The following is a 21,393-nucleotide window of genomic DNA, read 5'->3' as shown; positions in this document are numbered from 1 at the left end:
CACCCTCTCGTCGGAGTCCAACCTACCGGCTGACCAGGGGTCGGACCGAGCGCGCGCGGGGCCCGCCGTAGACTCCGGGGCATGCAGAGCCCCGACGCTGCCGTCACCCCGCCCGAACCCGCCCGCCTCTCGACCGAGCCCGCCGGTCCGCCCAAGCGGGTGCGGATCCGGCACTTCGCCCGGGCCAAGGAGCAGGGCATCAGGATCACCGGGCTCACCAGCTACGACATGCTCACCGCCGGCGTCTTCGACGAGGCCGGCATCGACTTCCTGCTCGTCGGCGACTCGGCCGGCAACACCGTGCTCGGCTACGACACGACCGTGCCCGTCACGGTGGACGAGCTGATCCCGCTCGCGCGCGCCGTCGCGTCGTCTGCCGCCCGGGCCCTCGTGGTCGCCGACCTGCCGTTCGGCTCCTACGAGTCCGGGCCGGACCAGGCGCTCGCCACCTCGGTGCGCTTCATGAAGGAGGCCCGCGCCCACGCCGTGAAGCTCGAGGGCGGCGTGCGGAGCGCCGAGCAGATCCGGCGCGTCGTCTCGTCGGGAATCCCGGTGATGGGGCACATCGGGTTCACGCCGCAGAGCGAGCACGGGCTCGGCGGCCACATCATCCAGGGACGCGGCGACGCCGCCGAGGCGCTTCTGGCCGACGCGCACGCCGTCGAGGACGCGGGCGCCTTCGCCGTGGTGCTCGAGATGGTGCCCGAGCAGGTCGCGCGGCGCGTGACCGAGGAGCTGCGCATCCCCACCATCGGGATCGGCGCGGGGAACGGCACCGACGGCCAGATCCTCGTGTGGACCGACTTCGCCGGGCTCACCTCGGGCCGCGTGCCGCGCTTCGTCCGTCGCTACGCGGACATGCGCGCCGTGCTGCTGGACGCGGCGACCCGCTACCGCGATGACGTCCTGTCCGGCGACTTCCCCTCAGCGGCGGAGAGCTACTCCGACTGACCCGGAGGATCAGTCGTCGTCGCGTTCCTCCGCGGCCCACTTCTCGGCGCGCTCGCGCAGCCGCTGCGGCGCCTTCGCCGCCTCCTCCGCCGTGGCGAACGGGCCGATCCGGTGGGCTGCCGGGGACAGCATCCCCTTCTCCACCTCGCCCGTGCGGTCGTCGTACCAGTACTGCTCGTCGCTGTCGCTCATGCTGCCGATGCTAGGCCCGTCCGCCCCGCGCCCGGAGGCCGGGTCGGGTCGGGCGAGCCGGTAGGGTCGCTTCCATGAGCGACGACGCGACGACGGCAATCGGCATCGACATCGGCGGGACCGGCATCAAGGGCGCCATCGTGGACGTCGCGACCGGCGAGCTGTGCAGCGAGCGCGTCAAGCTGCCCACGCCCCAGGGGGGCGAGCCGGACGACATCGTCGCGACCGTGGAGCAGATCATCGACGCGCTCGGCGAGGTCCCCGCCGGCACGCCGCTCGGGGTGTGCTTCCCCGCGGCCATCGTCCACGGGACGACGATGTCGGCCGCCAACGTCTCCCCCAGCTGGATCGGCCTCGAGGCCGAGAAGCTCTTCGAGGAGCGCCTGGGCCTCGGGATCACGTTCGTCAACGACGCGGATGCGGCCGGCTACGCGGAGGCCCGCTACGGCGCCGCCAAGGACGTGCGCGGTCTCGTCATCATGACGACGCTCGGCACGGGCATCGGCACGGCCCTGATCCACGACGGCGTCCTCATCCCGAACGCCGAGCTCGGCCACATGGACGTCGCGGGCCGGCGCGACTTCGAGCGCCGCGCGTCGTACGCCGCCAAGGAGCGCGCGCACCTCAACTGGAAGCGCTGGGCCGCGCGGCTGCAGGTGTACTACGGCCAGCTCGAGAAGCTGATGTGGCCGGAGCTGTTCATCGTCGGCGGCGGCGTCTCCAAGAACCACAAGCACTTCCTGCCGCTGCTGCGCCTGCGCACGCCCATCGTGCCCGCGGAGCTGCGCAACAACGCCGGGATCATGGGCGCGGCGGCCCTGGCCGCGCACGCGGCGGGCGCCGTCACGCACGCGCCGGCGTTCGACCTCGTCGACAAGACGAAGCCCGAGGACTGACCGGCGGCGCACGCCGCACGACCGAGCGGCCGGATCCACAAGGGATCCGGCCGCTCCGTCGTGATGCGCGGGATGCGGATGGGCCGGCTGATACGCCGGGTTCTGTCCCGGTGCCTCGCGGCACCATGGACGGCCATCTATCTCGGAGCTGCGTCACCGCAGCCCTCCAGCGGTCTACCCGGGGACTGGACGAGCAGCCTGTGCGTCCCCTGTTCGACCTTGCTCCGGGCGAGGTTTGCATAGCCGACCCGATCACTCGGGCCGCTGGTGGTCTCTTACACCGCCGTTTCACCCTCACCCGCCGCTTCCGCGACGGGCGGTCTGCTCTCTGTTGCACTGTCTCGCGGGTCGCCCCGGGTGGGTGTTACCCACCGCCCTGCTCTGCGGAGCCCGGACGTTCCTCGACGCGGTCTCCCCCTCTCGGGATCCTCCGCGGCGCGACCGTCTTGCCGACCCATCCGCGGGGACGAGTCTAGGGCAGGCGCTCCCCGCCGGCGCTCCCGCTAGAGGCCGGACTCGTCCGTGCGCACGAGGATCGCGTTGCTCTCGGGATCGATCACCACGTCGTCGGGCGCGCGCTTGCGCAGCGCGTCCAGGTCGCTCTGGTGCAGGGCGATGTTGCTGCCGAGGGAGATGCCGCGGTGCAGCATCGCGGCGCCGACGCCGTACCGCGCACGCTGCTTCTCGTAGAGGGCGAGGAGGTCCTCGGGGAACCGCGGGGCGAGCGCGTCCCGGTCCTTCTTCGCCTGCTCGGCCTGGACCCGCAGCTCCACGGCGGCGGCGTCGCGCTCCGCCTCCACGGCGGCGAGGCGCTCGGCGAGGGCGTCGCGTTCGACCACGACCTCGGCCTGCGCGGCCTGGGCCTCCTCGAGCCGCTGCATGACCTCGAGCTGCACCTCCTCGAGCGTGTCGCGGCGGCGCAGCAGCGACTCCAGCTCGCGCTCCAGCGCCTGGACGTCCTTGGAGCTGCCGCCCGCCTCGATTCGCGTGCGATCGCGGTCCATCCGGGCCTGCACGACGGCGACGTCGGACTCGATGCGGGCGAGCTCCGTCCGGGCATCCTCGACGACGCCGGTCCGCTCCCCGAGCCGACGGCGGACGAGCTCCATCTCCCGCTGCAGCGCGTCGACCTCCTTCAGCTGCGGGAGCTGCGCGAGCTGGCGCGTGAGGTGCGTGAGCCGGGTGTCGATCTCCTGCAGGTCGAGGAGCTCCTTCTGGATGCTCGGATCGGCTTTCATGCTCTCCCTCTCGTGGTGCTGCTCCGCCTGCATAGGCGGGCACGCGATGCGTGTCGTGGATGCGCGGACCGGTCCGCGCGGCTGCCGGTCACTGCATGACGGCGAAGTCCCAGGGGTCGGTGCGGATGTCGCTGACGGTGACCTCGACCTCGGGCAGCGCCGATCGCAGCGTGTCCGCGGCCTGGTCGAGCCACAGCCACTCGCTCGCCCAGTGGGAGGTGTCGATGAGGTACGGCGTGCCGCCGTGGAGGGCGGCGGACTCGCGCGCCTCGCTGGCCGGGTGGTGCCGGAGGTCGGACGTGATGTAGACGTCGGCGGTGACCACCTCGGGCGCGGCGAGCAGCGAGTCCCCGGCTCCCCCGCAGAGGGCCACGCGGGTGACCGGCGCGTCGTAGGGCCCGGCGACGCGGATCCCCGTCGCCGTGGGCGGCAGGATCCGCGCCAGCTCCCCGGCGAGTCGGCCGAGCGTCGTCGGCGCGGGCAGGTCGCCGACGCGGCCGATGCCCAGCACGCCGCCCGGGGCTGGATCGAGCGGTCGGATCGTCCCGGGCACGAGTCCGAGGAGGGCGGCGAGACGTCCCGATGTGCCGTCCTCGACGACGTCGGCCGTGGTGTGGGATGCGTGCAGGGCGCAGCCGGCCCGGATCAGGTCGGCGAGGAGCGCCCCCTTGTAGCCGGTCTCGGCGACGGTGGTGACGCCGCGGAGGAGCAGCGGGTGGTGCACGAGGAGCAGGTCGGCGTCGGCGGCGACGGCCTCGTCCACCGTCGCCCGCACGGCGTCGACGGCGAGATGGATGCGGCGGACCGATCGGCGCGGATCGCCTGAGACGAGGCCGGAGGCGTCCCACTCGGAGGCGCCGGCGGGCGGCCACGCGTCCTCGACGACCCGGACGACGTCGGCGAGGGTGGGGATCACCTGGCCATCGTAACGAAGGGGCGACTGCGGCCCGCCACGGGCCGCGCGCGGATCAGCGTCGGCGGGTGCCGCGGCGAGGGGCGTCGTCGTCCTCCGGCACGTCGGACGCGATGCCCGGCGACGGGACGAGGGGCTCGAGGGGCCAGAGGCTCCGCTGGGCCGATCCGCGTCGTTCGCTCGACCCGTGCGTCGCGGCGTCGACGACCGACCAGGCGGCGGCGTCGTCGGCCGTGTCGGAGCTCATGGGTGGATGCTACCGCGACACGCCCGCGGCGACCCGGCCCGCGCTGCCCGCGGACATCGCGATCGGGCCGCTGCCGCTCGGCCTCTCATCTGACCCCGCGGGCGGTGAGCGCGTCGCCGAGCTGGTCCGCGTGCTTGAGGGCGACGACGAGAAAGGGGACGACGAAGGTGCGGAGGCCCGGGCGTGCTCCCCGCGCCCGCTGGGCCTCCCGGACGTCCCCCGCCAGGCGTCCGAGGACCGGCACGGTGCCGGCGGTGACCGTGAGGAGCAGCGCGATCCGCTCCGTGTCGACGCCGAGCCGCCGCAGCGGGACCAGCCCGCGCTCGATGCTGTCGAGGAGAGCGGTCATGGAGGTCGTGAGGACGAGCAGGCCGGCCACGGTGATCGCCGCCGTGACGCGCGCGGTGTTCGCCACCGCGGGCTCCGGCCCGAGCAGGACGATCTGGCTGACGAGCGTGAAGAGCATCACCCACCGCACGGCCCTCACCTGTCCTGCGAGGCGTCGGAGGCCCATGCAGCCGTCGCCGAGCTGCGCGGCCGCGTACGCGATGACCGGCACGGGGACCGCGATGCCCGCGCCCCACCACGTGGAGGGCAGTACCGAGACGCCGAGCACGACGACCATGAGCAGGACCAGCTCGGGTCCGGCCGGCATGCGCTCGAGGCGGCCGGGACGTCGCGGGTCGGCGGGCGTCACCCGAGCATCGCCTCGTACTCGGCGATGACGGCGGCCGGTGCGCCCGTGCGGACCAGGCGGCCGCCGGCGAAGAGGACGGCGGCGTCGCACCGGGCGGCGGCGGCGAGGTCATGGGTGACGAGCACGAGCCGGTGGCCGTCCTCGAACAGGTGGTCGGCGACGCGGCGGGCGTTCCGGGCGTCGAGGTACGCCGTGGGCTCGTCGGCGACGACCAGCTCCGGTCGCCGGACGAAGGCGCCCGCCAAGGCGAGCAGCTGCTTCTGCCCGCCGGACAGCTCGTGCGACGAGCGGTCGGCGAGGTGCTGGATCCCGAGTCGACGGAGGGCCTCGGCGACCCGCGCGTCCGACTCGGCGCGGGACAGGCGCTCCGGCCGCAGGGAGAAGGCGACGTCCTCGGCCACGGTGGGCATGACGATCTGGGCGTCCGGGTTGCTGAAGACGAGGGCCACGCGTCGTCTCAGCTCGCGGGATCCGCGGTCGGGATCGATGCCCAGCACGCGCGCCTCCCCCGTCGTGCGCGCGACGAGGCCCCCGACCAACCGGGCGAACGTGCTCTTGCCCGAGCCGTTCTCGCCGATGACGGCGAGGGTGCGCGCGCCCACGTCGAGCGTGACGTCCCGGAGCGCATCGACGTCCCCGAGGCGCACGTCGACACCGGCGAGGCGCAGGTGCGGGTCGATCCCCTCGGCCGCGGTCACCGTACGGGCGCCGAGACCGCGTCCTCCCGTGCCGGCCTCCAGCCGGACGCGCGACGGAAGGCACGGGGGTAGCCGCGCACCAGCGTCATCACGATGGCCGTGGCGATGGCCGCCTTGACGAGGTCGCCCGGGAGGAAGACGAGGCTGGTGAACGCGGTCTCGGTCAGCGGCAGGCGCGTCACGAGGCTCTGCACGGGGATCCCGACCGCGTAGATGACGACGATCCCGCCGACCACCATGGCCACCGCGGTGCGCACGGCGGTAGGCCGCCGACCGCCGAGGTGCACGATCCACCCGACCGCTGCGGCCCCGAGGACCCAGCCCACGAGGTAGCCGCCGGAGGGTCCGAGGAAGACGCCGAGACCGCCGGTCCCGCCGGAGAGGAGCGGCAGCCCCACCGCGACGAGCGCGAGCAGGACGGCCAGGGCGAGCGCACCGAGGCGGGCCCCGAGGACGGCTCCGGCGAGCATGACGCCGAGCGTCTGGGCGGTGATGGGGACGCCCCCGAGCACGCTGATGCTCCCGGGGAGCCCGAGGACTGCGACGACCGCGGCGAGCACGGCGACCCGAGCGAGGTCGGTGGCGTCGAGGGGCGTGCGACGGTCGGCGCTGCGGGGCAGGGAACGGGAGGGGGGCATGGGCTTCCTTCTGCGTGATGCGGCCGGCACCGACGTGGACGACGTCCACCTGGACGACGTCCACCTGAACGGCGTTCACTATATTGGGCGCATGGCACGGGCGCATGCGACGGGGCGGCACACGCGTGACGACGTCGCCCGCACGGCCCTGCGGATCCTCGACGAGCACGGCCTCCCCGACTTCACGATGCGCCGCCTCGCCGCCGCCCTCGACGTGCAGCCGAGCGCCCTCTACTGGCACTTCCCGGACAAGCAGAGCCTCCTCGCGGAGCTGGCCGACCGCATCGTCGCGGAGGCCCAGGCCGCGACGACGGGTCGGTCCCCTCGGCATCCGGACTGGCGGGAGCGGGTCCGGATCGCCGCGGCGACCCTGCGGGCGGCGCTCCTCGCCCACCGCGACGGCGCGGAGGTCGTGGCCAGCACCACCGCGATGGGGCTCGGCGCGTCGGCGGCCCGCGACACGCTGTCCGCGGCCGTCGCCGCCGGCGGTCTCGGGGAGGCCGACTGCGCTCGCGCGGCATCGGCGATCCTGCACTTCGTGCTCGGCCATGTGGTGCACGAGCAGCAGCGCGTCCAGCTCGACCGCCTCGGCCTGCTGACCGCCCGGGACGGCGAGGAGGATCCCACCGGCGACTTCGCGTTCGGGATCGACCTGCTGGTCCGGGGGCTCGGCACCCGGCTCTGATCCCGTGCCGCAGAGCGTCCGGCATCGTCCGGGACGTGACCGCCCGTTCGCGGTGGGCCCTGCCGGGCTCGAACCGACGACATCCACGGTGTAAACGTGGCGCTCTACCAACTGAGCTAAGGGCCCCAGCGCCCGCTCGCCGGGCGCCCGGCCATGCTAGCCGACCGCATCGGCGCGTCCCGGCCGCATCCCGGGCGCGCGCCGTAGCCTCTCCCCCGTGCCCATCCATCCCTCCCGCCGGACCGTCGCGGAGCCCCGGTGGCCCGCCGCCGTCGGGCTCGTCGTCGCCGTCGTCCTCTACGCGATCGCGCCCACCGCGGTCCCGACGGGCCTCCGCATCACGGTGGCGGTGATCGCCGTCGGCCTGCTCGTGCCGCTGCTCGCGCTGAACCCGCGTCGCTTCGTCCGCGAGACCCCGTGGTCGCGCGGCCTGGGCCTCGCGCTCGGCGGTCTGCTCGTGGTCGCCAACCAGGTGAGCCTCGTCGTGCTGGTCGTTGCGCTGGTCGACGCCTCCGAGGCGGGACCGGAGCTGCTGCTCACGGCCCTGCAGGTGTGGGCGACGAACCTGCTCGCCTTCGCGCTCGTCTTCTGGGAGCTCGATCGAGGCGGGCCCGTGGCGCGCCGGACCCACGCTCGCGCCGCGCTCGCGCCGGCCGACTTCCGCTTCCCGCAGGACGAGGACTCGGGCGCCGTGTCCGAGGTCGCGCGCCGCTCGTCGGAGCACGCGGACTGGGTCCCGGGCTTCGTCGACTATGCGTACTTCTCGCTCACGAACTCGATGGCCTACAGCCCCACCGACGTCATGCCGCTGTCCCACCGCGCCAAGGCGCTCATGGCGCTCGAGGCGTTCGCCGGCTTCGTGATCCTCGCGCTCGTGATCGCCCGGGCCGTCAACATCCTCAGCTGACCGGGCCGGTCGGCGCCGGGCCGATCAGGCCGGGACGAGCGCCAGGTCGCGGATGGCGGTGCGGTACGCCTCGAGCTCGCGCGCCTCGCCGGGTGCCGTGATGAAGCTGCCGCGGATGATGCCGCGCGTGTCGATGAGGAAGGTCGCGCGGTTCGCGAAGCCCTTCCCCTCCAGGAAGACGCCGTACTCCTTTGCCACCTGGCCGTGGGGCCAGAAGTCGGCGAGCAGCTGGAAGTCGATGCCCTGCTGCTCGGCCCACGCGCGCAGCGTGTGCTTGCTGTCGACGCTGATGCCGATGAGCTCCACGCGGCTGTCGGCGAAGAGGCCGAGGTTCTCCTCCAGCTGGCACATCTCGCCGGTGCACGTACCGGAGAAGGCCAGGGGGAAGAAGACGAGGGCGACCGCGCGGTGCCCGCGGTACTCGCTCAACCGGACCCGCTCGCCGAACTGGTTGGCGAGCTCGAAGTCGGGAGCCTGTGTGTCGTTGGCCAGGGCCATGGGGTGCGGATCCTTCCGTGCCGACAGATGTCCCCTGTCTGGCACGAGGAGCCACACTACGCCCGGCACCCGCGAAGTCCAGCGCCGACGCGGGAGACGCCCGCGCAGAGCACCGTGCCCGTCGTCCGTGACCGTCGGTCGGCATGGGTAGGCTGGCCCTCGGCGTACGCGCGGTCTCGCACCCTTCGAGCCCCGTGGCACCGAAGACGATGTCTGCACACCACAGGAAGAGGTCGAGGGTGACTGTCAACGACCAGGATCCGTACTCGGTGAACCACACCGATCAGGATCCGGAAGAGACCGCCGAATGGAACGAGTCCCTCGACGGGCTCGTCGAGACGCAGGGCCGGGGTCGCGCGCGCGACGTCATGCTCAGCCTCCTCAAGCGCTCGAAGGAGCTGCACCTGGGTGTGCCGATGGTCCCGACCACGGACTACATCAACACCATCGCCCCGGAGAACGAGCCCGACTTCCCCGGCGACGAGGACCTTGAGCGCCGCTACCGCGCGTGGATCCGGTGGAACGCGGCCGTCACGGTGCACCGGGCACAGCGCCCCGGCATCGCGGTCGGCGGGCACATCGCCACGTACGCGTCCTCGGCCGCCCTGTACGAGGTCGGCTACAACCACTTCTTCCGCGGCCAGGACCACCCGGGCGGCGGCGACCAGGTCTTCGTGCAGGGTCACGCCTCCCCCGGCACCTACGCCCGCGCCTTCCTCGAGGGACGCCTGAGCGAGCACCAGCTCGACGGCTTCCGCCAGGAGAAGAGCCACGAGGGCGGCGGGCTCTCCTCGTACCCGCACCCGCGGCTCATGCCGGAGTTCTGGCAGTTCCCCACGGTCTCGATGGGCCTCGGACCGATCAACGCGATCTACCAGGCGCAGGCGAACAAGTACCTCACCAACCGCGGGATCAAGGACGCGTCAGACCAGCAGGTCTGGGCCTTCCTCGGCGACGGCGAGATGGACGAGGTCGAGAGCCGCGGCCAGCTCCAGGTCGCAGCGAACGAGAAGCTCGACAATCTCAACTTCGTCATCAACTGCAACCTGCAGCGGCTCGACGGCCCCGTCCGCGGCAACGGCAAGATCATCCAGGAACTCGAGAGCTTCTTCCGCGGTGCCGGCTGGAACGTCATCAAGGTGGTCTGGGGCCGCGAGTGGGACGACCTGCTCGCCCGCGACACCGAGGGGGCGCTCCTCGACCTGATGAACCGCACGCCCGACGGCGACTACCAGACCTACAAGGCCGAGAGCGGCGCCTACATTCGCGAGAACTTCTTCGGGCGCGACGAGCGCACCGCGAAGCTCGTCGAGGGCTACACCGACGACCAGATCTGGAACCTCAAGCGCGGTGGCCACGACTACCGCAAGGTCTACGCGGCGTTCAAGGCGGCGAGCGAGCACACCGGTCAGCCCACGGTGATCCTCGCGAAGACCGTCAAGGGCTACGGTCTCGGCCCGAGCTTCGAGGGGCGCAACGCGACCCACCAGATGAAGAAGCTCACGCTCGACAACCTAAAGCAGTTCCGCGACGAGCTGCGCGTGCCGATCACGGACGCGCAGCTCGAAAAGAACCCGTACCTGCCGCCGTACTACCACCCCGGTCAGAACGACGAGGCCATCCAGTACATGCAGGAGCGCCGTCGCGCGCTCGGCGGCTACTCGCCCGAGCGCCGCACGAAGCACACGGCGATCACGCTGCCGGACGACTCCGCGTACCGCATCTCCAAGAAGGGCTCCGGCACGCAGGAGATCGCCACGACCATGGCGTTCGTCCGGCTGCTGAAGGACCTCATCCGCTCGAAGGACTTCGGCAACCGCGTCGTCCCGATCATCCCGGACGAGGCCCGCACGTTCGGCATCGACGCCTTCTTCCCGACGGCGAAGATCTACAACCCGAACGGCCAGCACTACACGTCGGTCGACCGCGAGCTGCTGCTCTCCTACAAGGAGAGCCCGCGGGGCCAGATCGTGCACGTGGGCATCAACGAGGCGGGCGCCCTGGCGGCGTTCACCAACCTCGGCACCACGTACTCGACGCAGGGCGAGCCGCTCATCCCGATCTACGTCTTCTACTCGATGTTCGGGTTCCAGCGCACGGGCGACGCGATCTGGGCGGCGGGCGACCAGATGGCGCGCGGCTTCCTCATCGGCGCCACCGCGGGACGCACCACGCTCACCGGCGAGGGCCTCCAGCACGCGGACGGGCACTCGCTCGTCCTCGCGCAGACGAATCCCGCGATCGTCGCCTACGACCCGGCGTACGCCTACGAGATCGGCCACGTTGTGCGGTCTGGCCTCGAGCGCATGTACGGCGGGCAGCACGAGGACCCGAACGTCATGTACTACCTGACGGTCTACAACGAGCCGATCATCCACCCGAGCGAGCCCGAGGGCGTCGACGTGGACGGCATCGTCCGCGGCGTCTACAAGCTCAAGGACGGCTGGGTCGACGGCCCGAAGGCGCAGCTCATGGCGTCCGGCGTCGCGGTCCCGTGGGCCCTCGAGGCACAGCAGCTGCTGGCCGACGACTGGGGCGTGTCCGCCGACGTCTGGTCCGTCACGTCGTGGGGCGAGCTGCGCCGCGACGGCCTGGCCGCGGAGGAGCACAACATGCTCCACCCGCACTCCGAGACCCGGGTCCCGTACCTGGAGGAGAAGCTGCGCCACGCCGAGGGCCCGTTCGTCGCGGTCACCGACTTCTCGCATGCGGTGCCCGACCAGATCCGCCAGTTCGTCCCCGGCGACTACTCGACGCTCGGCGCCGACGGCTTCGGCTTCTCGGACACGCGTCCGGCGGCCCGCCGCTTCTTCGCGATCGACGGTCCGTCGATGGTCGTGAAGACGCTGCAGCGCCTCGCGAAGCAGGGGAAGGTCGACCAGGACGCGCCGAAGTGGGCGATCGACAAGTACCGCCTGCTCGACGTGAACGCCGGCACCACCGGATCGGCCGGCGGCGAGGCGTGAGCTGCGCCGACCTGACGTGACACCGAGCGACAGGCACGACACCGACGTGGAGACCGGGGAGACGAAGGCGGAGACGCTGACGTGGCTCCGGTCCCTCTCGGGGGAGCTCGCGAGCGCGACTCTCAAGCGGCTGGAGGACACGCTGCCCTGGTACGGCGACATGCCGCCGGGGCGGCGGTCCGCCGTCGGTCTCGTCGCGCAGGCCGGCATCACGTCGTTCATCCACTGGTACGACGATCCTGACTCGACCCCCTGGATTGCGGCCGACGTGTTCGGCGCCGCGCCCCGCGAGCTCCTGCGCTCGGTGAGCCTCCAGCAGACGCTGCAGCTCATCCGCGTCACGGTGGAGGTCGTGGAGGACCGCGTCCGCGACCGGCACCGCACGGTCCGCGACGCGATCCTGCTGTACTCCCGCGAGATCGCGTTCGCCGCGGCGGACGTCTACGCGCGTGCCGCCGAGGCCCGTGGCCTGTGGGACGCCCGGCTGGAGGCGCTCGTCGTCGACAGCATCCTCTCCGGCGAGTACGACGACGAGCTGCCGTCGCGGATCGCCGCGCTCGGCTGGCACGGCCACGGTGAGGTGTCCGTGCTCGTCGGCACGGCGCCCGCGGTGCTCGACGTCGACCAGCTGCGCCGCACGGCGCGGCACCTGGAGGCGGACGTGCTCATCGGGGTCCAGGGCAGCCGCCTGGTCCTCGTCATCGGACGGGCGTCCCCCGCGGTCGTCGACCCTGAGGCCGCCGCGGCGGAGGCGCCCCCCGTGTCCTTCCTCGAGATCGCGACGCAGCTGGAGCCGGGGTTCGGCGCGGGCCACCTCGTCCTCGGCCACGAGGTGCCGAGCCTGGTGGAGGCGTCGCGCAGCGCGCGGGCGGCACTCGCCGGGTTCGCCGTCGCCCGGTCGTGGCGCAATGCCCCGCGGCTGACGCTCGCGGACGACCTCCTGCCGGAGCGCGCCCTCGCCGGCGACCCGCTGGCCCGGTCGACGCTCATCAACCGGATCTACAAGCCGCTCCAGGCGCACTCGACCGAGCTGCTGGCCACGCTGTGGTGCTACCTCGACACCGGCCGGTCCCTCGAGGCGACCGCGCGCGAGCTGTTCGTGCACCCCAACACGGTGCGCTACCGGCTGAAGCGCGTCTCCGACGTCATCGGCTGGGACGCGACGGGCGCCCGCGAGGCGCTCATCCTCCAGGCCGCGCTCATCATCGGCAGCATCGCGGAGGCCGGTACCACGGTCCCCAAGCAGCAGGCCTCCGGTCGCGCGCGGCCCAAGCGCCAGGCGGCGCGGTGACGGGCATCTCGTGTGGCATCGGAACAACGTCCTGGCGGATCCTCTGTAGGAGGCCGACTCCGGCCCGCCCTCCTCAGGACGGGAGGATGGACGGATGATCATCGTCGTCTGCCCGGGCCAGGGCTCCCAGAAGCCCGGATTCCTCTCCCCCTGGCTCGAGCACCCGGAGCACGCGCGGCGGCTGGGCGAGCTGGGCGCGGCGGCGGGACTCGACCTCGTCACCCACGGCACCACGTCCGACGCCGACACGATCCGCGACACCGCGGTCGCGCAGCCGCTCATCGTGGCGGCGGGGATCGTCGCCCTGCACGCGCTCCTCGCGGACGGCCGGGACGCGTACGTGGCCGGCATCGCGGGCCACTCGGTCGGCGAGATCACGGCTGCGGCTGGCGCGGGGATCCTGACGGACGACGAGGCGATGCGCGTCGTGCGCACCCGCGGCGACGCGATGGCCGAGGCCGCCGCGATCACCCGAACGGGCATGAGCGCCGTCGTCGGCGGCGACCAGGACGCCGTCCTCGCGCGCCTCGCCGAGCTGGACCTCGAGCCGGCCAACTTCAACGGCGGTGGCCAGATCGTCGTCGCCGGCGCTCCCGAGGCCCTCGCCGCGCTCCAGGCCGAGCCCCTCCGCGGCACGCGCGTCATCCCCCTCCAGGTCGCGGGCGCGTTCCACACGCACCACATGGCTCCCGCGGTCGACGCCCTGCGCGCGGCCGTCGCCCCGCTCGCGCCCCGTGACCCGCGCTTCCCCTTCTGGACCAACCGCGACGGCAGCCGCGTCGAGTCCGGTGCCGCGTACCTCGACCTCGTCGTGGGCCAGGTGGCGAGCCCGGTCCGCTGGGACCTCTGCATGGAGGCGTTCGCCGCCGCGGGCGTCACCGGCCTCATCGAGGTGGCTCCCGCCGGCGCGCTCACCGGCCTCGCCAAGCGCGGGCTCAAGGGCCTTCCGACGCTCGCGCTCTCCACCCCTGACGACCTCCCGGCGGCCATCGACATGCTCGATGCGCACGCCTGATCCCGCCTCACCGACACCGAACAGGCACCCATGACCGACCAGCCCCGCCCCACCATCCAGACCGCGCCCGTGGTCGAGCGCTTCACCCGCATCTGGGGGCTCGGTGCCGCGCGCGGCGAGCTCGACGTCCCGAACGACGACCTCGTCGGCCCGATCGACTCCTCGGACGAGTGGATCCGCCAGCGCACCGGCATCATCACGCGCAAGCGCGCCGGCGCGGACGTCGACGCGGTCGACCTCGCGACCACGGCGTCGCTCGAGGCCATCGCGAAGGCGGGCATCCGTCCGGAGCAGATCGGCATCGTCCTCGTCAGCACCGTGAGCAACACCGTGCAGACGCCGTCGATGGCGGCGCTCCTCGCCGACCGCATCGGCGCGAACCCCGCGCCCGCCTACGACATCTCGGCCGCGTGCGCCGGATACACCTACGGCATCGCGCAGGCCGACTCCTTCATCCGGTCGGGCCTCGCGGAATACGTCCTCGTGGTCGGCGCCGAGAAGCTGTCCGACATCGTCGATCCGACCGACCGCTCCATCTCGTTCCTGCTCGGCGACGGCGCCGGCGCCGCGATCGTCGGCCCGAGCGACACCCCCGGCATCTCGCCGACGGTCTGGGGATCCGACGGCTCGAACTGGGACGCCGTCGGCATGACCGGCACCCTGAAGAGCATGCGCGACGGATCTGCGTGGCCGACGCTCCGCCAGGACGGTCAGAAGGTCTTCCGGTGGGCCGTCTGGGAGATGGTCAAGGTCGCCAAGGAGGCGCTCGACCGTGCCGGCGTCGCCCCGGAGCAGCTCGCCGCCTTCATCCCGCACCAGGCCAACATGCGCATCGTCGACGAGTTCGCGAAGCAGTTGGGCCTCCCCGAGTCCGTCGCCATCGCGCGCGACATCGCCACCACGGGCAACACCTCCGCCGCGTCGATCCCGCTCGCCACCCACCGCCTGCTCGAGGAGGACCCGTCGCTCTCCGGCGGCCTCGCCCTCCAGATCGGGTTCGGCGCGGGACTCGTCTTCGGCGCGCAGGTCGTCGTCCTGCCCTGAGCCCCACCGCCCCATAAGCTGTTCCGGTCATCACGAACCACGAGGAGATACACATGGCACTGTCCACCGAAGAAGTCCTGGCCGGCCTGGCCGAGCTCGTCAACGACGAGACCGGGATCGCCACCGACACCGTCGAGATGGACAAGTCGTTCACCGACGACCTGGACATCGACTCGATCTCGATGATGACGATCGTCGTCAACGCCGAGGAGAAGTTCGACGTCAAGATCCCCGACGAGGAAGTCAAGAACCTCAAGACCGTCGGCGACGCGGTCACCTTCATCACCAACGCGCAGTCCTGACCGCGCGGAGCATGGCCGGTCCCGCTCACGGGGCCGGCCATCTCCCTCCCCTGTTCCCGACGTCGAGGAGACGCCACGCATGACCACCCCCAAGAAGATCGTCGTCACCGGCATCGGTGCGACGTCTCCGCTCGGCGGCACAGCCGAGGACACCTGGCAGGCGCTCCTCCGCGGCGAGTCGGGCATCAGCACGCTCGAGCAGGACTGGGTCGCCAAGTGGGAGATCCCCGTCACCTTCGCCGGGCAGGCCAAGGTGCCGTCCTCCAAGGTGATGCAGCGGATCGAGACCAAGCGCCTCGACCCGTCCAGCCAGTTCGCGCTCACGGCCGCGCGTGAGGCGTGGGCCGACGCCGGATCCCCCGAGGTCGACCCGCTGCGCTTCGCCGTGGACTGGGCGACCGGCATCGGCGGCGTCTGGACGCTCCTCGACGCCTGGGACACGCTCCGCGAGAAGGGCCCTCGCCGGGTCCTGCCCATGACCGTCCCCATGCTCATGCCCAACGGGCCCGCCGCAGCGGTCGGCATGGACCTCGGTGCACGCGCCGGCATCCAGACCGTCGTCTCGGCCTGCGCGTCCAGCACCGAGTCCATCGCCAGCGCGTACGAGCACCTCCAGGCGGGACGCGCCGACATCATCGTCGCCGGCGGTTCCGAGGCGTCCATCCACCCGCTCCCCATCGCGTCGTTCGCCGCGATGCAGGCGCTGTCGAAGCGCAACGACGACCCGCAGCGCGCCTCGCGCCCGTACGACATCGCGCGCGACGGCTTCGTGCTCGGCGAGGGAGGTGCGGCGCTCGTCCTCGAGACCGAGGAGCACGCGAAGGCCCGGGGTGCCCGCATCTACGCCGAGCTCGTGGGCGGCGCGGTGACCAGCGACGCGTTCCACATCACGGCCCCGGACCCCGAGGGCACGGCTGCGGCGCGCGCCATGATCCAGAGCGTCGAGGGCGCCGGCTACTCGCGTTCGGACGTCTCGCACATCAACGTGCACGCGACGAGCACGCCCGTCGGCGACATCGCCGAGTACAAGGCGCTCGAGCGCGTGTTCGGCGCCGCCGTGCACGGCATCCCCGTGAGCGCCACGAAGGCGTCCACGGGCCACCTCCTCGGCGGCGCGGGTGCCATCGAGGCCGTCTTCACCGTGAAGGCGCTGGCGGAGCGCACCGCTCCCCCGACGATCAACCTCACGGAGCAGGACCCGGACATCGCGCTCGACGTGGTCACGTCGCCCCGCTCGCTGGGGAACGCCGACCTGCTCGCGATCAGCAACTCGTTCGGCTTCGGCGGGCACAACGCCGTCATCGCGTTCCGCAGCGTCTAGCGGCACGCACGACGAGAGGCCCCGACATGATGGTCGGGGCCTCTCGTCGTGCGGCGTGCGGGGAGGAGCCGCGCGCCGGGCGTCGTTCCCGGGTCAGCCGACCTTGTGCAGCCAGACGACCGGGCTGAAGTCGCTCGCGTGGCGGAACGCCTCGAGCTCGTCGTCCCAGGCCTGGCCCATGGCGAGGCGCAGCTCGCGGTGCAGCTCCAGCGTGTTGGAGCCGGCGACGTCGAGCGCGTACCGGATGCGGTCCTCCGGGATGACGGTGTTGCCGGCCGTGTCGGTCTGCGCGAAGAAGACGCCGAGGTCGGGCGTGTGCATCCAACGACCGCCGTCGCGGCCGGGGCCGGCGTCCTCGGTGACCTCGTAGCGGAGGTGCTCCCAGCCGCGGAGCCCGCTGGCGATGGCAGCGCCCGAGCCCTCCGGGCCCTCCCAGTAGTACTCGGCGCGCATGGCACCGTTCAGCACCGGCTGCGGGTCCCACGTGAAGTTCACGGCGTGACCGAGCGCACGACCGGCGGCCCATTCGACATGGGGGCAGAGCGCGCGAGGGGAGGAGTGCACGTAGAGCACTCCTCGAGCCGGTCTTGAGTTGGCGACGGGTGCTTCCATGGGTCTCCTCCATCCGATCAGATGCGTCTTCCCCAACGATCTGCGTGCGATGGACGAGCTCCACACCTGCCGGTGCGGCCGGCGCGAGCGCCGACGGGTCCCATCATGACGGGTGATCCTGTGCGCGGGCAACATGCGGGTCGCGACGCGCCGCAGCAGGTCGCGACGTCGGCTTCCGAGGCCACGGCGGGTCCGACCGGGATGCATGCCGGGAATGCCTATGCTCCAGGTGTCGGCCCGCCGGGCCGGGAGGCGAGGCGGGCATGTCGGTACGGCACGCGCTCCTCGCCGTGCTCACGGAGGGCACCTGCTACGGCTACCAGCTGCGGACGGAGTTCTCGCGACGCACGGGCACCGCTGCCCCGCTCAACGTCGGCCAGATCTACAACACGCTCGACCGGCTCGAGCGCGACGGGCTCGTTGTCAAGGGCGCCACCGACGACGCAGGGCACGTGCCGTACACGATCACCCGGGCGGGTACCGCGGAGGTCGAGGCCTGGCTCGCGGCGAGCGTCGGCACCGTCGGGCCGCGCGACGAGCTGCTGGTCAAGGTCGCCCTCGCGCTGTCGCTGCCCGGGGCCGACGCAGCCGAGGTCGTGCGCATCCACCGGGAGAGCTCGCGCGCCGCGGCGGCCGAACTCGCGCGTGCGCGGTCCGAGCTGGAGGCGGTCGGCGACGACGTCGTGATCGCGCGGCTCCTCGCCGTGGATGCGCAGGAGGCTCAGGTGCGTGCCCGCCTCGCGTTCCTCGACGCGGCGGAGCGCCGGATCGGCGAGGCACGGGCGACGGGCGCACGGCCCGTTGGTCTCGGCACGGCGCCCCGTCGCGGCCGTCCCGCCCGGCCTCCCGGTGGATCCGCCGACTGACCTAGTGCAGCAGGCCGCCGCCCTGAGCGAGCACGTTCTTCTCCCCCGCCTCGATGGGGACGGCGAAGCGGTTCTGCTTGGGCGGCATCGGGCAGTTGAAGTTGTAGCTGAAGGCGCACGGGGGCAGGTAGGCGCGGTTGAAGTCCAGCGTGATCGTGCCGTCGGGCGACGGCGCGACCATGAGGAACCGGCCCACGCCGTACGTCGACTCGCCGCTCGTGGCGTCGGAGAAGACCAGCAGGAGGGCGCGTCCCTCGCGGAAGGCGGCCAGCTCGTAGTCGACGCCGTCCTTCGTGAAGGTGATCTCGCCGGGCACGACCTTGTCCTTCGTCGCTCCGTCGTCCTTGAGGTGCTCGAAGCCCATCGCGCGGCCCCCCTCGATGGGCGTGAAGTCGGCCTTCACGACCCACTCCTCGGAGTACGGGAACGCGTCGATGCCGCCGAAGTCGCGGATCGCGTCGGACTCGGCGTCCCAGACGCGGAGCGCGTACGTGCCCTCCTCGTTCGCGATCACGAACGCCGAGACGGTGTCGCTGGCGACGACGGACGAGGGCTGCGGATCGTCGCGGCCGCGCACGATCGCCTCGCCGTCGACGAGCACGCCGTCGACGCGGAGGCCGTCCGCCGCGGTCGCCTGGACCCGGAGGCCGGAGACGCCGGGCTCGAGGGGCGACCACGTGCCGGGTATGCCGTAGACGGGCTGCGGTGCGGCGTCGTGGGAGATCCACTGCGTGTTGACGAGGGCCAGGTTGCCCTGGGGCATGACCACCATCTGCTCACGCCGCGAACGGTAGACGGCGAGGACCTCCGCCGGATCGGTGGGAGCGGGAGCGGGAGCGGGCGCGACGGTGGCGGGATCGGTCATGGTCCCATCCTCGCGGCCATCGGGGTCCCGGCCAAGTCTGCCGCGTGTCCGCCGACCGGGGTTCCCCGTGGTGCACGGCGAGCGTACGGTCGGACCATGAGCACAGATCACGAGAGCACCGCGACCGACGACGACGGCACGACGACGCACGCCGAGGAGCACACCGAGGCCTCCTCCTCGGTCACGACGGAGAGCGGCTCGGACGAGTCGACCCCCGACGGCTCCGGCAGCAACACGAGCGAGGGCGACGACCACAAGGGCGACGTGGCCTCCGGCGGCTGATCCCTCCCCCATGACACCGCGACGCCCGGTCCCCTGAGGGGCCGGGCGTCGTCATGTCCGGGCGCGGCTCACTTGGCCTGCGCGTAGTCGTCGACGACCGCGATCGTCACGGGGAAGTCGACCGGCGCATCGCCGAACAGCAGGCGTCCGGCCTCCGCGGCGGCGTCGGCGACCGCAGCCCGCACCTCGTCGACGCGGTCGTCCGGCGTGTGCACCATGACCTCGTCGTGCAGGAAGAAGACCAGGTGCGGGCGTGACCCCGGCCGCTCGAGCGCGGCCAGTCGGCGCCGGAGCCCGGCGAGCCAGCACAGCGCCCACTCGGCGGCGCTGCCCTGGACGACGAAGTTGCGGGTGAAGCGGCCCTGGTCGCGGGCGGACGTGCGGGCGCGGGCGGCGTCCGACGGGGACGCCTCGCCCGCGCGGCCGATCTGCTGCACGTCGACCCACGCGTCGCCGGGCGGCGGCGAGGAGCGGCCGAGCCGGGTGCTCACGACGCCCCCGCTCTCGCCGGCCCGCGCCGCGCGCTCCACGTAGCCCGTGGCCCGCGGGTACGCCCGGACGAGACGCGGCATCAGGCGGCCGCTCTCGCCGGAGGTCGCGCCGTACATCGCGCCGAGCATCGCGACCTTGGCGTGCGCGCGGGTGTCCACGACGCCCGCGTCGACGAGGCCCTGGTAGAGGTCGGTGCCGCGACCCGCGTCGGCCATGGCGCGGTCCTCCGACAGCGCGGCGAGCACGCGCGGCTCGAGCTGCGCCGCGTCGGCGACGACCAGCCTCCAGCCCGGATCCGCGCGGACGGCGGAGCGGATCTGCCGGGGCAGCTGCAGGGCCCCGCCGCCGCTGGCGGCCCAGCGTCCGGTGACGACGCCACCGGGCACGTACTCGGGGTGGAAGCGGCCGTCGCGGATCCACGTCTCCATCCACGTCCACCCGTTGGCGGTGAGGAGGCGCGACAGCTTCTTGTGCTCCAGCAGCGGCGCGATGACGGGGTGGTCGATCTCCTGCAGCTCCCACTGCCGGGTGCTCGAGGCGTCGACGCCGGCGCGACGCAGCGCGCGCAGGACGTCGGGCGGGCTGTCCACGTTGAGGTCGGGGGCGGCGAGGATCTCCCGGATCCGCGCCGCGAGCCGCAGGAGCGCGGGAGGCGCGCCGCTGTGCGCGGGCCGTCCGCCGAGCAGGTCGACCAGGAGCGCGTCGTGGACGGCGGTGTCCCACGGCAGCCCGTCGGCGGACATCTCCGCGGCCACGAGGGCCCCTGCCGACTCCGCCGCGAGCAGGAGGCGCAGCCGGCCGGACTCGGCGCTGCCCGCGATCGCCTCGAGCTGCAGGCGGAGCTCGGCCACCAGCTCGTCCGGCGAGCGACCATCGGACGCGTCGAGGTCGTCGAAGAGCGTGGCGCTTGCCGAGGGCTCCCGCTCGGCCGGCGCGGCCGCGTCCCACGGGCCAGCCGGCAGCCGGGCGAGAGCGCTGTCGGCCGTCTGCGTGGAGAGCCGGAGGATCGCGTGGCTGAGCCGGAGGTCGTGGCAGCGGGCGACGCGGACACCCGCGGCGATCAGCGTGCGCGCCCAGACGGCGGTGTCGTCCCAGACCCAGCGCGGTGCCGGGTCGGTGCGCTCGCGCGCGGCGGCGACCGCCGGCCACTCGGCGGAGGGGACGTCGCGCGTGGCCGTGACGGTCCCGGTCGCGTCGAGGTCGACGAGTCGCACGCCGGAAGGCGTCCGCGCGACCAGGATGTGCATGCCCTCATCATCGCGCGCGCGTCCGACGTCCGGCCGCCGCCCGCGCTCCTCGCCGCCCCCCTCTAATGGCGTCACGGAGGGAAACACCGCAGGAGAATCTGCCTGCATCCCCCGCTCACGCGGTTTCACCCGCTAGGGTTGGACACAAGTCGTCAGGTTCTCACGATCCGCCCGGTCCGCCGGAGGGGTCACGAGGGTAGGCGACCCGCGGTCCCGGGTCCCGGGATCGATGCATCTCTTTTTGAAGGAAATATCGTCATGGCAACAGGCACCGTCAAGTGGTTCAACGCTGAAAAGGGCTTCGGCTTCATCGCTCCCGACAACGGAACCGCGGATGTGTTCGCTCACTACTCCGCGATCGCGACGGGCGGCTACAAGTCGCTCGACGAGAACCAGAAGGTCGAGTTCGAGGTCGCCCAGGGCCCCAAGGGCCCCCAGGCTGAGAACATCCGCCCGCTCTAATGCCACCCGCTCGCCCCTGGTGAGCGCAGCACGCTGAGCTTCCGAGAACGGCTCCGACCATGTGGTCG

24 protein-coding genes, 1 tRNA gene and 1 other RNA gene are annotated in these 21,393 nt (G+C 72.6%); 13 read left to right on the top strand and 13 right to left on the bottom strand.

Going from position 1 to position 21,393, the window contains the following annotated elements; genetic code table 11:
- The first annotated feature begins 81 nt into the window (after positions 1–81).
- Positions 82–951, top strand: a complete 870-nt coding sequence (gene panB, locus HDR73_RS06985; protein WP_012298982.1) for a 3-methyl-2-oxobutanoate hydroxymethyltransferase — start codon at positions 82–84, stop codon at positions 949–951.
- A gap of 9 nt (positions 952–960) precedes the next feature.
- Here the strand turns inward: panB and HDR73_RS06980 are convergent, their stop codons facing one another.
- Entirely contained in the window at positions 961–1,143 is a 183-nt protein-coding gene (locus HDR73_RS06980) for a hypothetical protein (RefSeq protein ID WP_012298981.1), read from the bottom strand.
- Between the two features lie 74 nt (positions 1,144–1,217).
- Here HDR73_RS06980 and ppgK point away from each other — a divergent pair, with 74 nt between their 5' ends.
- Positions 1,218–2,039, top strand: a complete 822-nt coding sequence (gene ppgK / locus HDR73_RS06975) for a polyphosphate--glucose phosphotransferase (protein WP_012298980.1) — start codon at positions 1,218–1,220, stop codon at positions 2,037–2,039.
- A 75-nt stretch (positions 2,040–2,114) separates the two neighbouring features.
- Here ppgK and rnpB read toward each other — a convergent pair.
- From rnpB to HDR73_RS06940, 7 genes are all read right to left on the bottom strand, one after another.
- Positions 2,115–2,496, bottom strand: an RNA gene (rnpB, locus tag HDR73_RS06970) — RNase P RNA component class A.
- A gap of 46 nt (positions 2,497–2,542) precedes the next feature.
- Positions 2,543–3,277, bottom strand: a complete 735-nt coding sequence (locus HDR73_RS06965) for a zinc ribbon domain-containing protein (RefSeq protein WP_041464955.1) — start codon at positions 3,275–3,277, stop codon at positions 2,543–2,545.
- 88 nt (positions 3,278–3,365) lie between these two features.
- A complete protein-coding gene (locus HDR73_RS06960; protein ID WP_012298978.1) occupies positions 3,366–4,193 on the bottom strand; it encodes a Nif3-like dinuclear metal center hexameric protein in 828 nt (275 codons plus the stop codon).
- A gap of 52 nt (positions 4,194–4,245) precedes the next feature.
- On the bottom strand, positions 4,246–4,437 hold the full coding sequence (locus tag HDR73_RS06955) for a hypothetical protein (RefSeq protein ID WP_012298977.1): 192 nt from the start codon (positions 4,435–4,437) through the stop codon (positions 4,246–4,248).
- 85 nt (positions 4,438–4,522) lie between these two features.
- Positions 4,523–5,134, bottom strand: coding sequence for an energy-coupling factor transporter transmembrane component T family protein (locus HDR73_RS06950; protein ID WP_012298976.1), 612 nt, complete (start codon positions 5,132–5,134; stop codon positions 4,523–4,525).
- Positions 5,131–5,832, bottom strand: coding sequence for an energy-coupling factor ABC transporter ATP-binding protein (locus tag HDR73_RS06945; RefSeq protein WP_012298975.1), 702 nt, complete (start codon positions 5,830–5,832; stop codon positions 5,131–5,133). Before HDR73_RS06945 ends, HDR73_RS06950 begins: the two co-directional genes overlap by 4 nt.
- Positions 5,829–6,470 carry a biotin transporter BioY gene (locus tag HDR73_RS06940; protein WP_049791913.1) on the bottom strand — a complete coding sequence of 214 codons (642 nt, stop codon included), beginning with the start codon at positions 6,468–6,470 and terminating at the stop codon, positions 5,829–5,831. Before HDR73_RS06940 ends, HDR73_RS06945 begins: the two co-directional genes overlap by 4 nt.
- A gap of 91 nt (positions 6,471–6,561) precedes the next feature.
- On the opposite strand from HDR73_RS06940, the gene HDR73_RS06935 reads away from it, so the two are divergent.
- Complete coding sequence (locus tag HDR73_RS06935) at positions 6,562–7,155, top strand: TetR/AcrR family transcriptional regulator C-terminal domain-containing protein (RefSeq protein ID WP_049791912.1); 594 nt, start codon at positions 6,562–6,564, stop codon at positions 7,153–7,155.
- A 53-nt stretch (positions 7,156–7,208) separates the two neighbouring features.
- Here HDR73_RS06935 and HDR73_RS06930 read toward each other — a convergent pair.
- Positions 7,209–7,281, bottom strand: a tRNA-Val gene (locus HDR73_RS06930).
- A gap of 91 nt (positions 7,282–7,372) precedes the next feature.
- Between HDR73_RS06930 and HDR73_RS06925 the strand changes: the two genes are divergently transcribed.
- On the top strand, positions 7,373–8,062 hold the full coding sequence (locus tag HDR73_RS06925; RefSeq protein WP_012298972.1) for a hypothetical protein: 690 nt from the start codon (positions 7,373–7,375) through the stop codon (positions 8,060–8,062).
- 24 nt (positions 8,063–8,086) lie between these two features.
- On the opposite strand, the gene HDR73_RS06920 is transcribed toward HDR73_RS06925, so the two are convergent.
- On the bottom strand, positions 8,087–8,560 hold the full coding sequence (locus HDR73_RS06920; RefSeq protein WP_041464532.1) for a peroxiredoxin: 474 nt from the start codon (positions 8,558–8,560) through the stop codon (positions 8,087–8,089).
- A 239-nt stretch (positions 8,561–8,799) separates the two neighbouring features.
- On the opposite strand from HDR73_RS06920, the gene aceE reads away from it, so the two are divergent.
- The 6 genes from aceE (at position 8,800) to HDR73_RS06890 (ending at position 16,499) form a co-directional block, all read left to right on the top strand.
- Complete coding sequence (gene aceE, locus HDR73_RS06915; RefSeq protein ID WP_041464531.1) at positions 8,800–11,526, top strand: pyruvate dehydrogenase (acetyl-transferring), homodimeric type; 2,727 nt, start codon at positions 8,800–8,802, stop codon at positions 11,524–11,526.
- Positions 11,527–11,542: 16 nt separating this feature from the next.
- Entirely contained in the window at positions 11,543–12,817 is a 1,275-nt protein-coding gene (locus tag HDR73_RS06910; RefSeq protein ID WP_012298969.1) for a PucR family transcriptional regulator, read from the top strand.
- A gap of 94 nt (positions 12,818–12,911) precedes the next feature.
- Entirely contained in the window at positions 12,912–13,832 is a 921-nt protein-coding gene (locus tag HDR73_RS06905; RefSeq protein WP_012298968.1) for an ACP S-malonyltransferase, read from the top strand.
- A gap of 30 nt (positions 13,833–13,862) precedes the next feature.
- Positions 13,863–14,876, top strand: coding sequence for a beta-ketoacyl-ACP synthase III (locus tag HDR73_RS06900; RefSeq protein WP_049791911.1), 1,014 nt, complete (start codon positions 13,863–13,865; stop codon positions 14,874–14,876).
- 53 nt (positions 14,877–14,929) lie between these two features.
- The gene (locus tag HDR73_RS06895) at positions 14,930–15,178 is read left to right on the top strand and encodes an acyl carrier protein (RefSeq protein ID WP_012038305.1); all 249 of its coding nucleotides are present in this window, start codon (positions 14,930–14,932) and stop codon (positions 15,176–15,178) included.
- A 79-nt stretch (positions 15,179–15,257) separates the two neighbouring features.
- Positions 15,258–16,499 carry a beta-ketoacyl-[acyl-carrier-protein] synthase family protein gene (locus HDR73_RS06890; protein WP_012298966.1) on the top strand — a complete coding sequence of 414 codons (1,242 nt, stop codon included), beginning with the start codon at positions 15,258–15,260 and terminating at the stop codon, positions 16,497–16,499.
- 93 nt (positions 16,500–16,592) lie between these two features.
- Here HDR73_RS06890 and HDR73_RS06885 read toward each other — a convergent pair whose 3' ends face one another.
- Positions 16,593–17,111 (bottom strand): DUF3145 domain-containing protein, encoded by a 519-nt coding sequence (locus HDR73_RS06885; protein ID WP_041464530.1) that lies wholly within the window; start codon positions 17,109–17,111, stop codon positions 16,593–16,595.
- A gap of 263 nt (positions 17,112–17,374) precedes the next feature.
- Here HDR73_RS06885 and HDR73_RS06880 point away from each other — a divergent pair, with 263 nt between their 5' ends.
- The gene (locus HDR73_RS06880) at positions 17,375–17,977 is read left to right on the top strand and encodes a PadR family transcriptional regulator (RefSeq protein WP_012298964.1); all 603 of its coding nucleotides are present in this window, start codon (positions 17,375–17,377) and stop codon (positions 17,975–17,977) included.
- Between the two features lies 1 nt (position 17,978).
- Here HDR73_RS06880 and HDR73_RS06875 read toward each other — a convergent pair whose 3' ends face one another.
- Entirely contained in the window at positions 17,979–18,842 is an 864-nt protein-coding gene (locus tag HDR73_RS06875; RefSeq protein ID WP_012298963.1) for a DUF1684 domain-containing protein, read from the bottom strand.
- Positions 18,843–18,938: 96 nt separating this feature from the next.
- On the opposite strand from HDR73_RS06875, the gene HDR73_RS06870 reads away from it, so the two are divergent.
- A complete protein-coding gene (locus HDR73_RS06870) occupies positions 18,939–19,124 on the top strand; it encodes a hypothetical protein (protein ID WP_041464529.1) in 186 nt (61 codons plus the stop codon).
- A gap of 68 nt (positions 19,125–19,192) precedes the next feature.
- On the opposite strand, the gene HDR73_RS06865 is transcribed toward HDR73_RS06870, so the two are convergent.
- The gene (locus tag HDR73_RS06865) at positions 19,193–20,863 is read right to left on the bottom strand and encodes a bifunctional 3'-5' exonuclease/DNA polymerase (RefSeq protein WP_041464528.1); all 1,671 of its coding nucleotides are present in this window, start codon (positions 20,861–20,863) and stop codon (positions 19,193–19,195) included.
- A gap of 258 nt (positions 20,864–21,121) precedes the next feature.
- On the opposite strand from HDR73_RS06865, the gene HDR73_RS06860 reads away from it, so the two are divergent.
- Positions 21,122–21,325 carry a cold-shock protein gene (locus tag HDR73_RS06860; RefSeq protein ID WP_012038298.1) on the top strand — a complete coding sequence of 68 codons (204 nt, stop codon included), beginning with the start codon at positions 21,122–21,124 and terminating at the stop codon, positions 21,323–21,325.
- Positions 21,326–21,393: the final 68 nt, after the last annotated feature.

Origin of the sequence: Clavibacter sp., assembly GCF_014802555.1 — a bacterium.
In the GTDB taxonomy this organism is placed as follows: Bacteria; Actinomycetota; Actinomycetes; order Actinomycetales; family Microbacteriaceae; genus Clavibacter; species Clavibacter sepedonicus.
Note: the sequence above shows the minus strand (reverse complement) of the source record. Positions and strands in the feature narration are given on the sequence as shown.

Coding starts and splice junctions, on each gene's coding strand:
- HDR73_RS06890 (WP_012298966.1), top strand. CDS start 15,258: ATGACCACCCCCAAGAAGATCGTCGTCACCGGCATCGGTGCGACGTCT.
- HDR73_RS06905 (WP_012298968.1), top strand. CDS start 12,912: ATGATCATCGTCGTCTGCCCGGGCCAGGGCTCCCAGAAGCCCGGATTC.
- HDR73_RS06860 (WP_012038298.1), top strand. CDS start 21,122: ATGGCAACAGGCACCGTCAAGTGGTTCAACGCTGAAAAGGGCTTCGGC.
- HDR73_RS06870 (WP_041464529.1), top strand. CDS start 18,939: ATGAGCACAGATCACGAGAGCACCGCGACCGACGACGACGGCACGACG.
- HDR73_RS06875 (WP_012298963.1), bottom strand. CDS start 18,842: ATGACCGATCCCGCCACCGTCGCGCCCGCTCCCGCTCCCGCTCCCACC.
- HDR73_RS06935 (WP_049791912.1), top strand. CDS start 6,562: ATGGCACGGGCGCATGCGACGGGGCGGCACACGCGTGACGACGTCGCC.
- HDR73_RS06880 (WP_012298964.1), top strand. CDS start 17,375: ATGTCGGTACGGCACGCGCTCCTCGCCGTGCTCACGGAGGGCACCTGC.
- HDR73_RS06940 (WP_049791913.1), bottom strand. CDS start 6,470: ATGCCCCCCTCCCGTTCCCTGCCCCGCAGCGCCGACCGTCGCACGCCC.
- HDR73_RS06885 (WP_041464530.1), bottom strand. CDS start 17,111: ATGGAAGCACCCGTCGCCAACTCAAGACCGGCTCGAGGAGTGCTCTAC.
- HDR73_RS06865 (WP_041464528.1), bottom strand. CDS start 20,863: ATGCACATCCTGGTCGCGCGGACGCCTTCCGGCGTGCGACTCGTCGAC.
- ppgK (WP_012298980.1), top strand. CDS start 1,218: ATGAGCGACGACGCGACGACGGCAATCGGCATCGACATCGGCGGGACC.
- HDR73_RS06895 (WP_012038305.1), top strand. CDS start 14,930: ATGGCACTGTCCACCGAAGAAGTCCTGGCCGGCCTGGCCGAGCTCGTC.
- panB (WP_012298982.1), top strand. CDS start 82: ATGCAGAGCCCCGACGCTGCCGTCACCCCGCCCGAACCCGCCCGCCTC.
- HDR73_RS06980 (WP_012298981.1), bottom strand. CDS start 1,143: ATGAGCGACAGCGACGAGCAGTACTGGTACGACGACCGCACGGGCGAG.
- HDR73_RS06965 (WP_041464955.1), bottom strand. CDS start 3,277: ATGAAAGCCGATCCGAGCATCCAGAAGGAGCTCCTCGACCTGCAGGAG.
- HDR73_RS06955 (WP_012298977.1), bottom strand. CDS start 4,437: ATGAGCTCCGACACGGCCGACGACGCCGCCGCCTGGTCGGTCGTCGAC.
- HDR73_RS06900 (WP_049791911.1), top strand. CDS start 13,863: ATGACCGACCAGCCCCGCCCCACCATCCAGACCGCGCCCGTGGTCGAG.
- HDR73_RS06920 (WP_041464532.1), bottom strand. CDS start 8,560: ATGGCCCTGGCCAACGACACACAGGCTCCCGACTTCGAGCTCGCCAAC.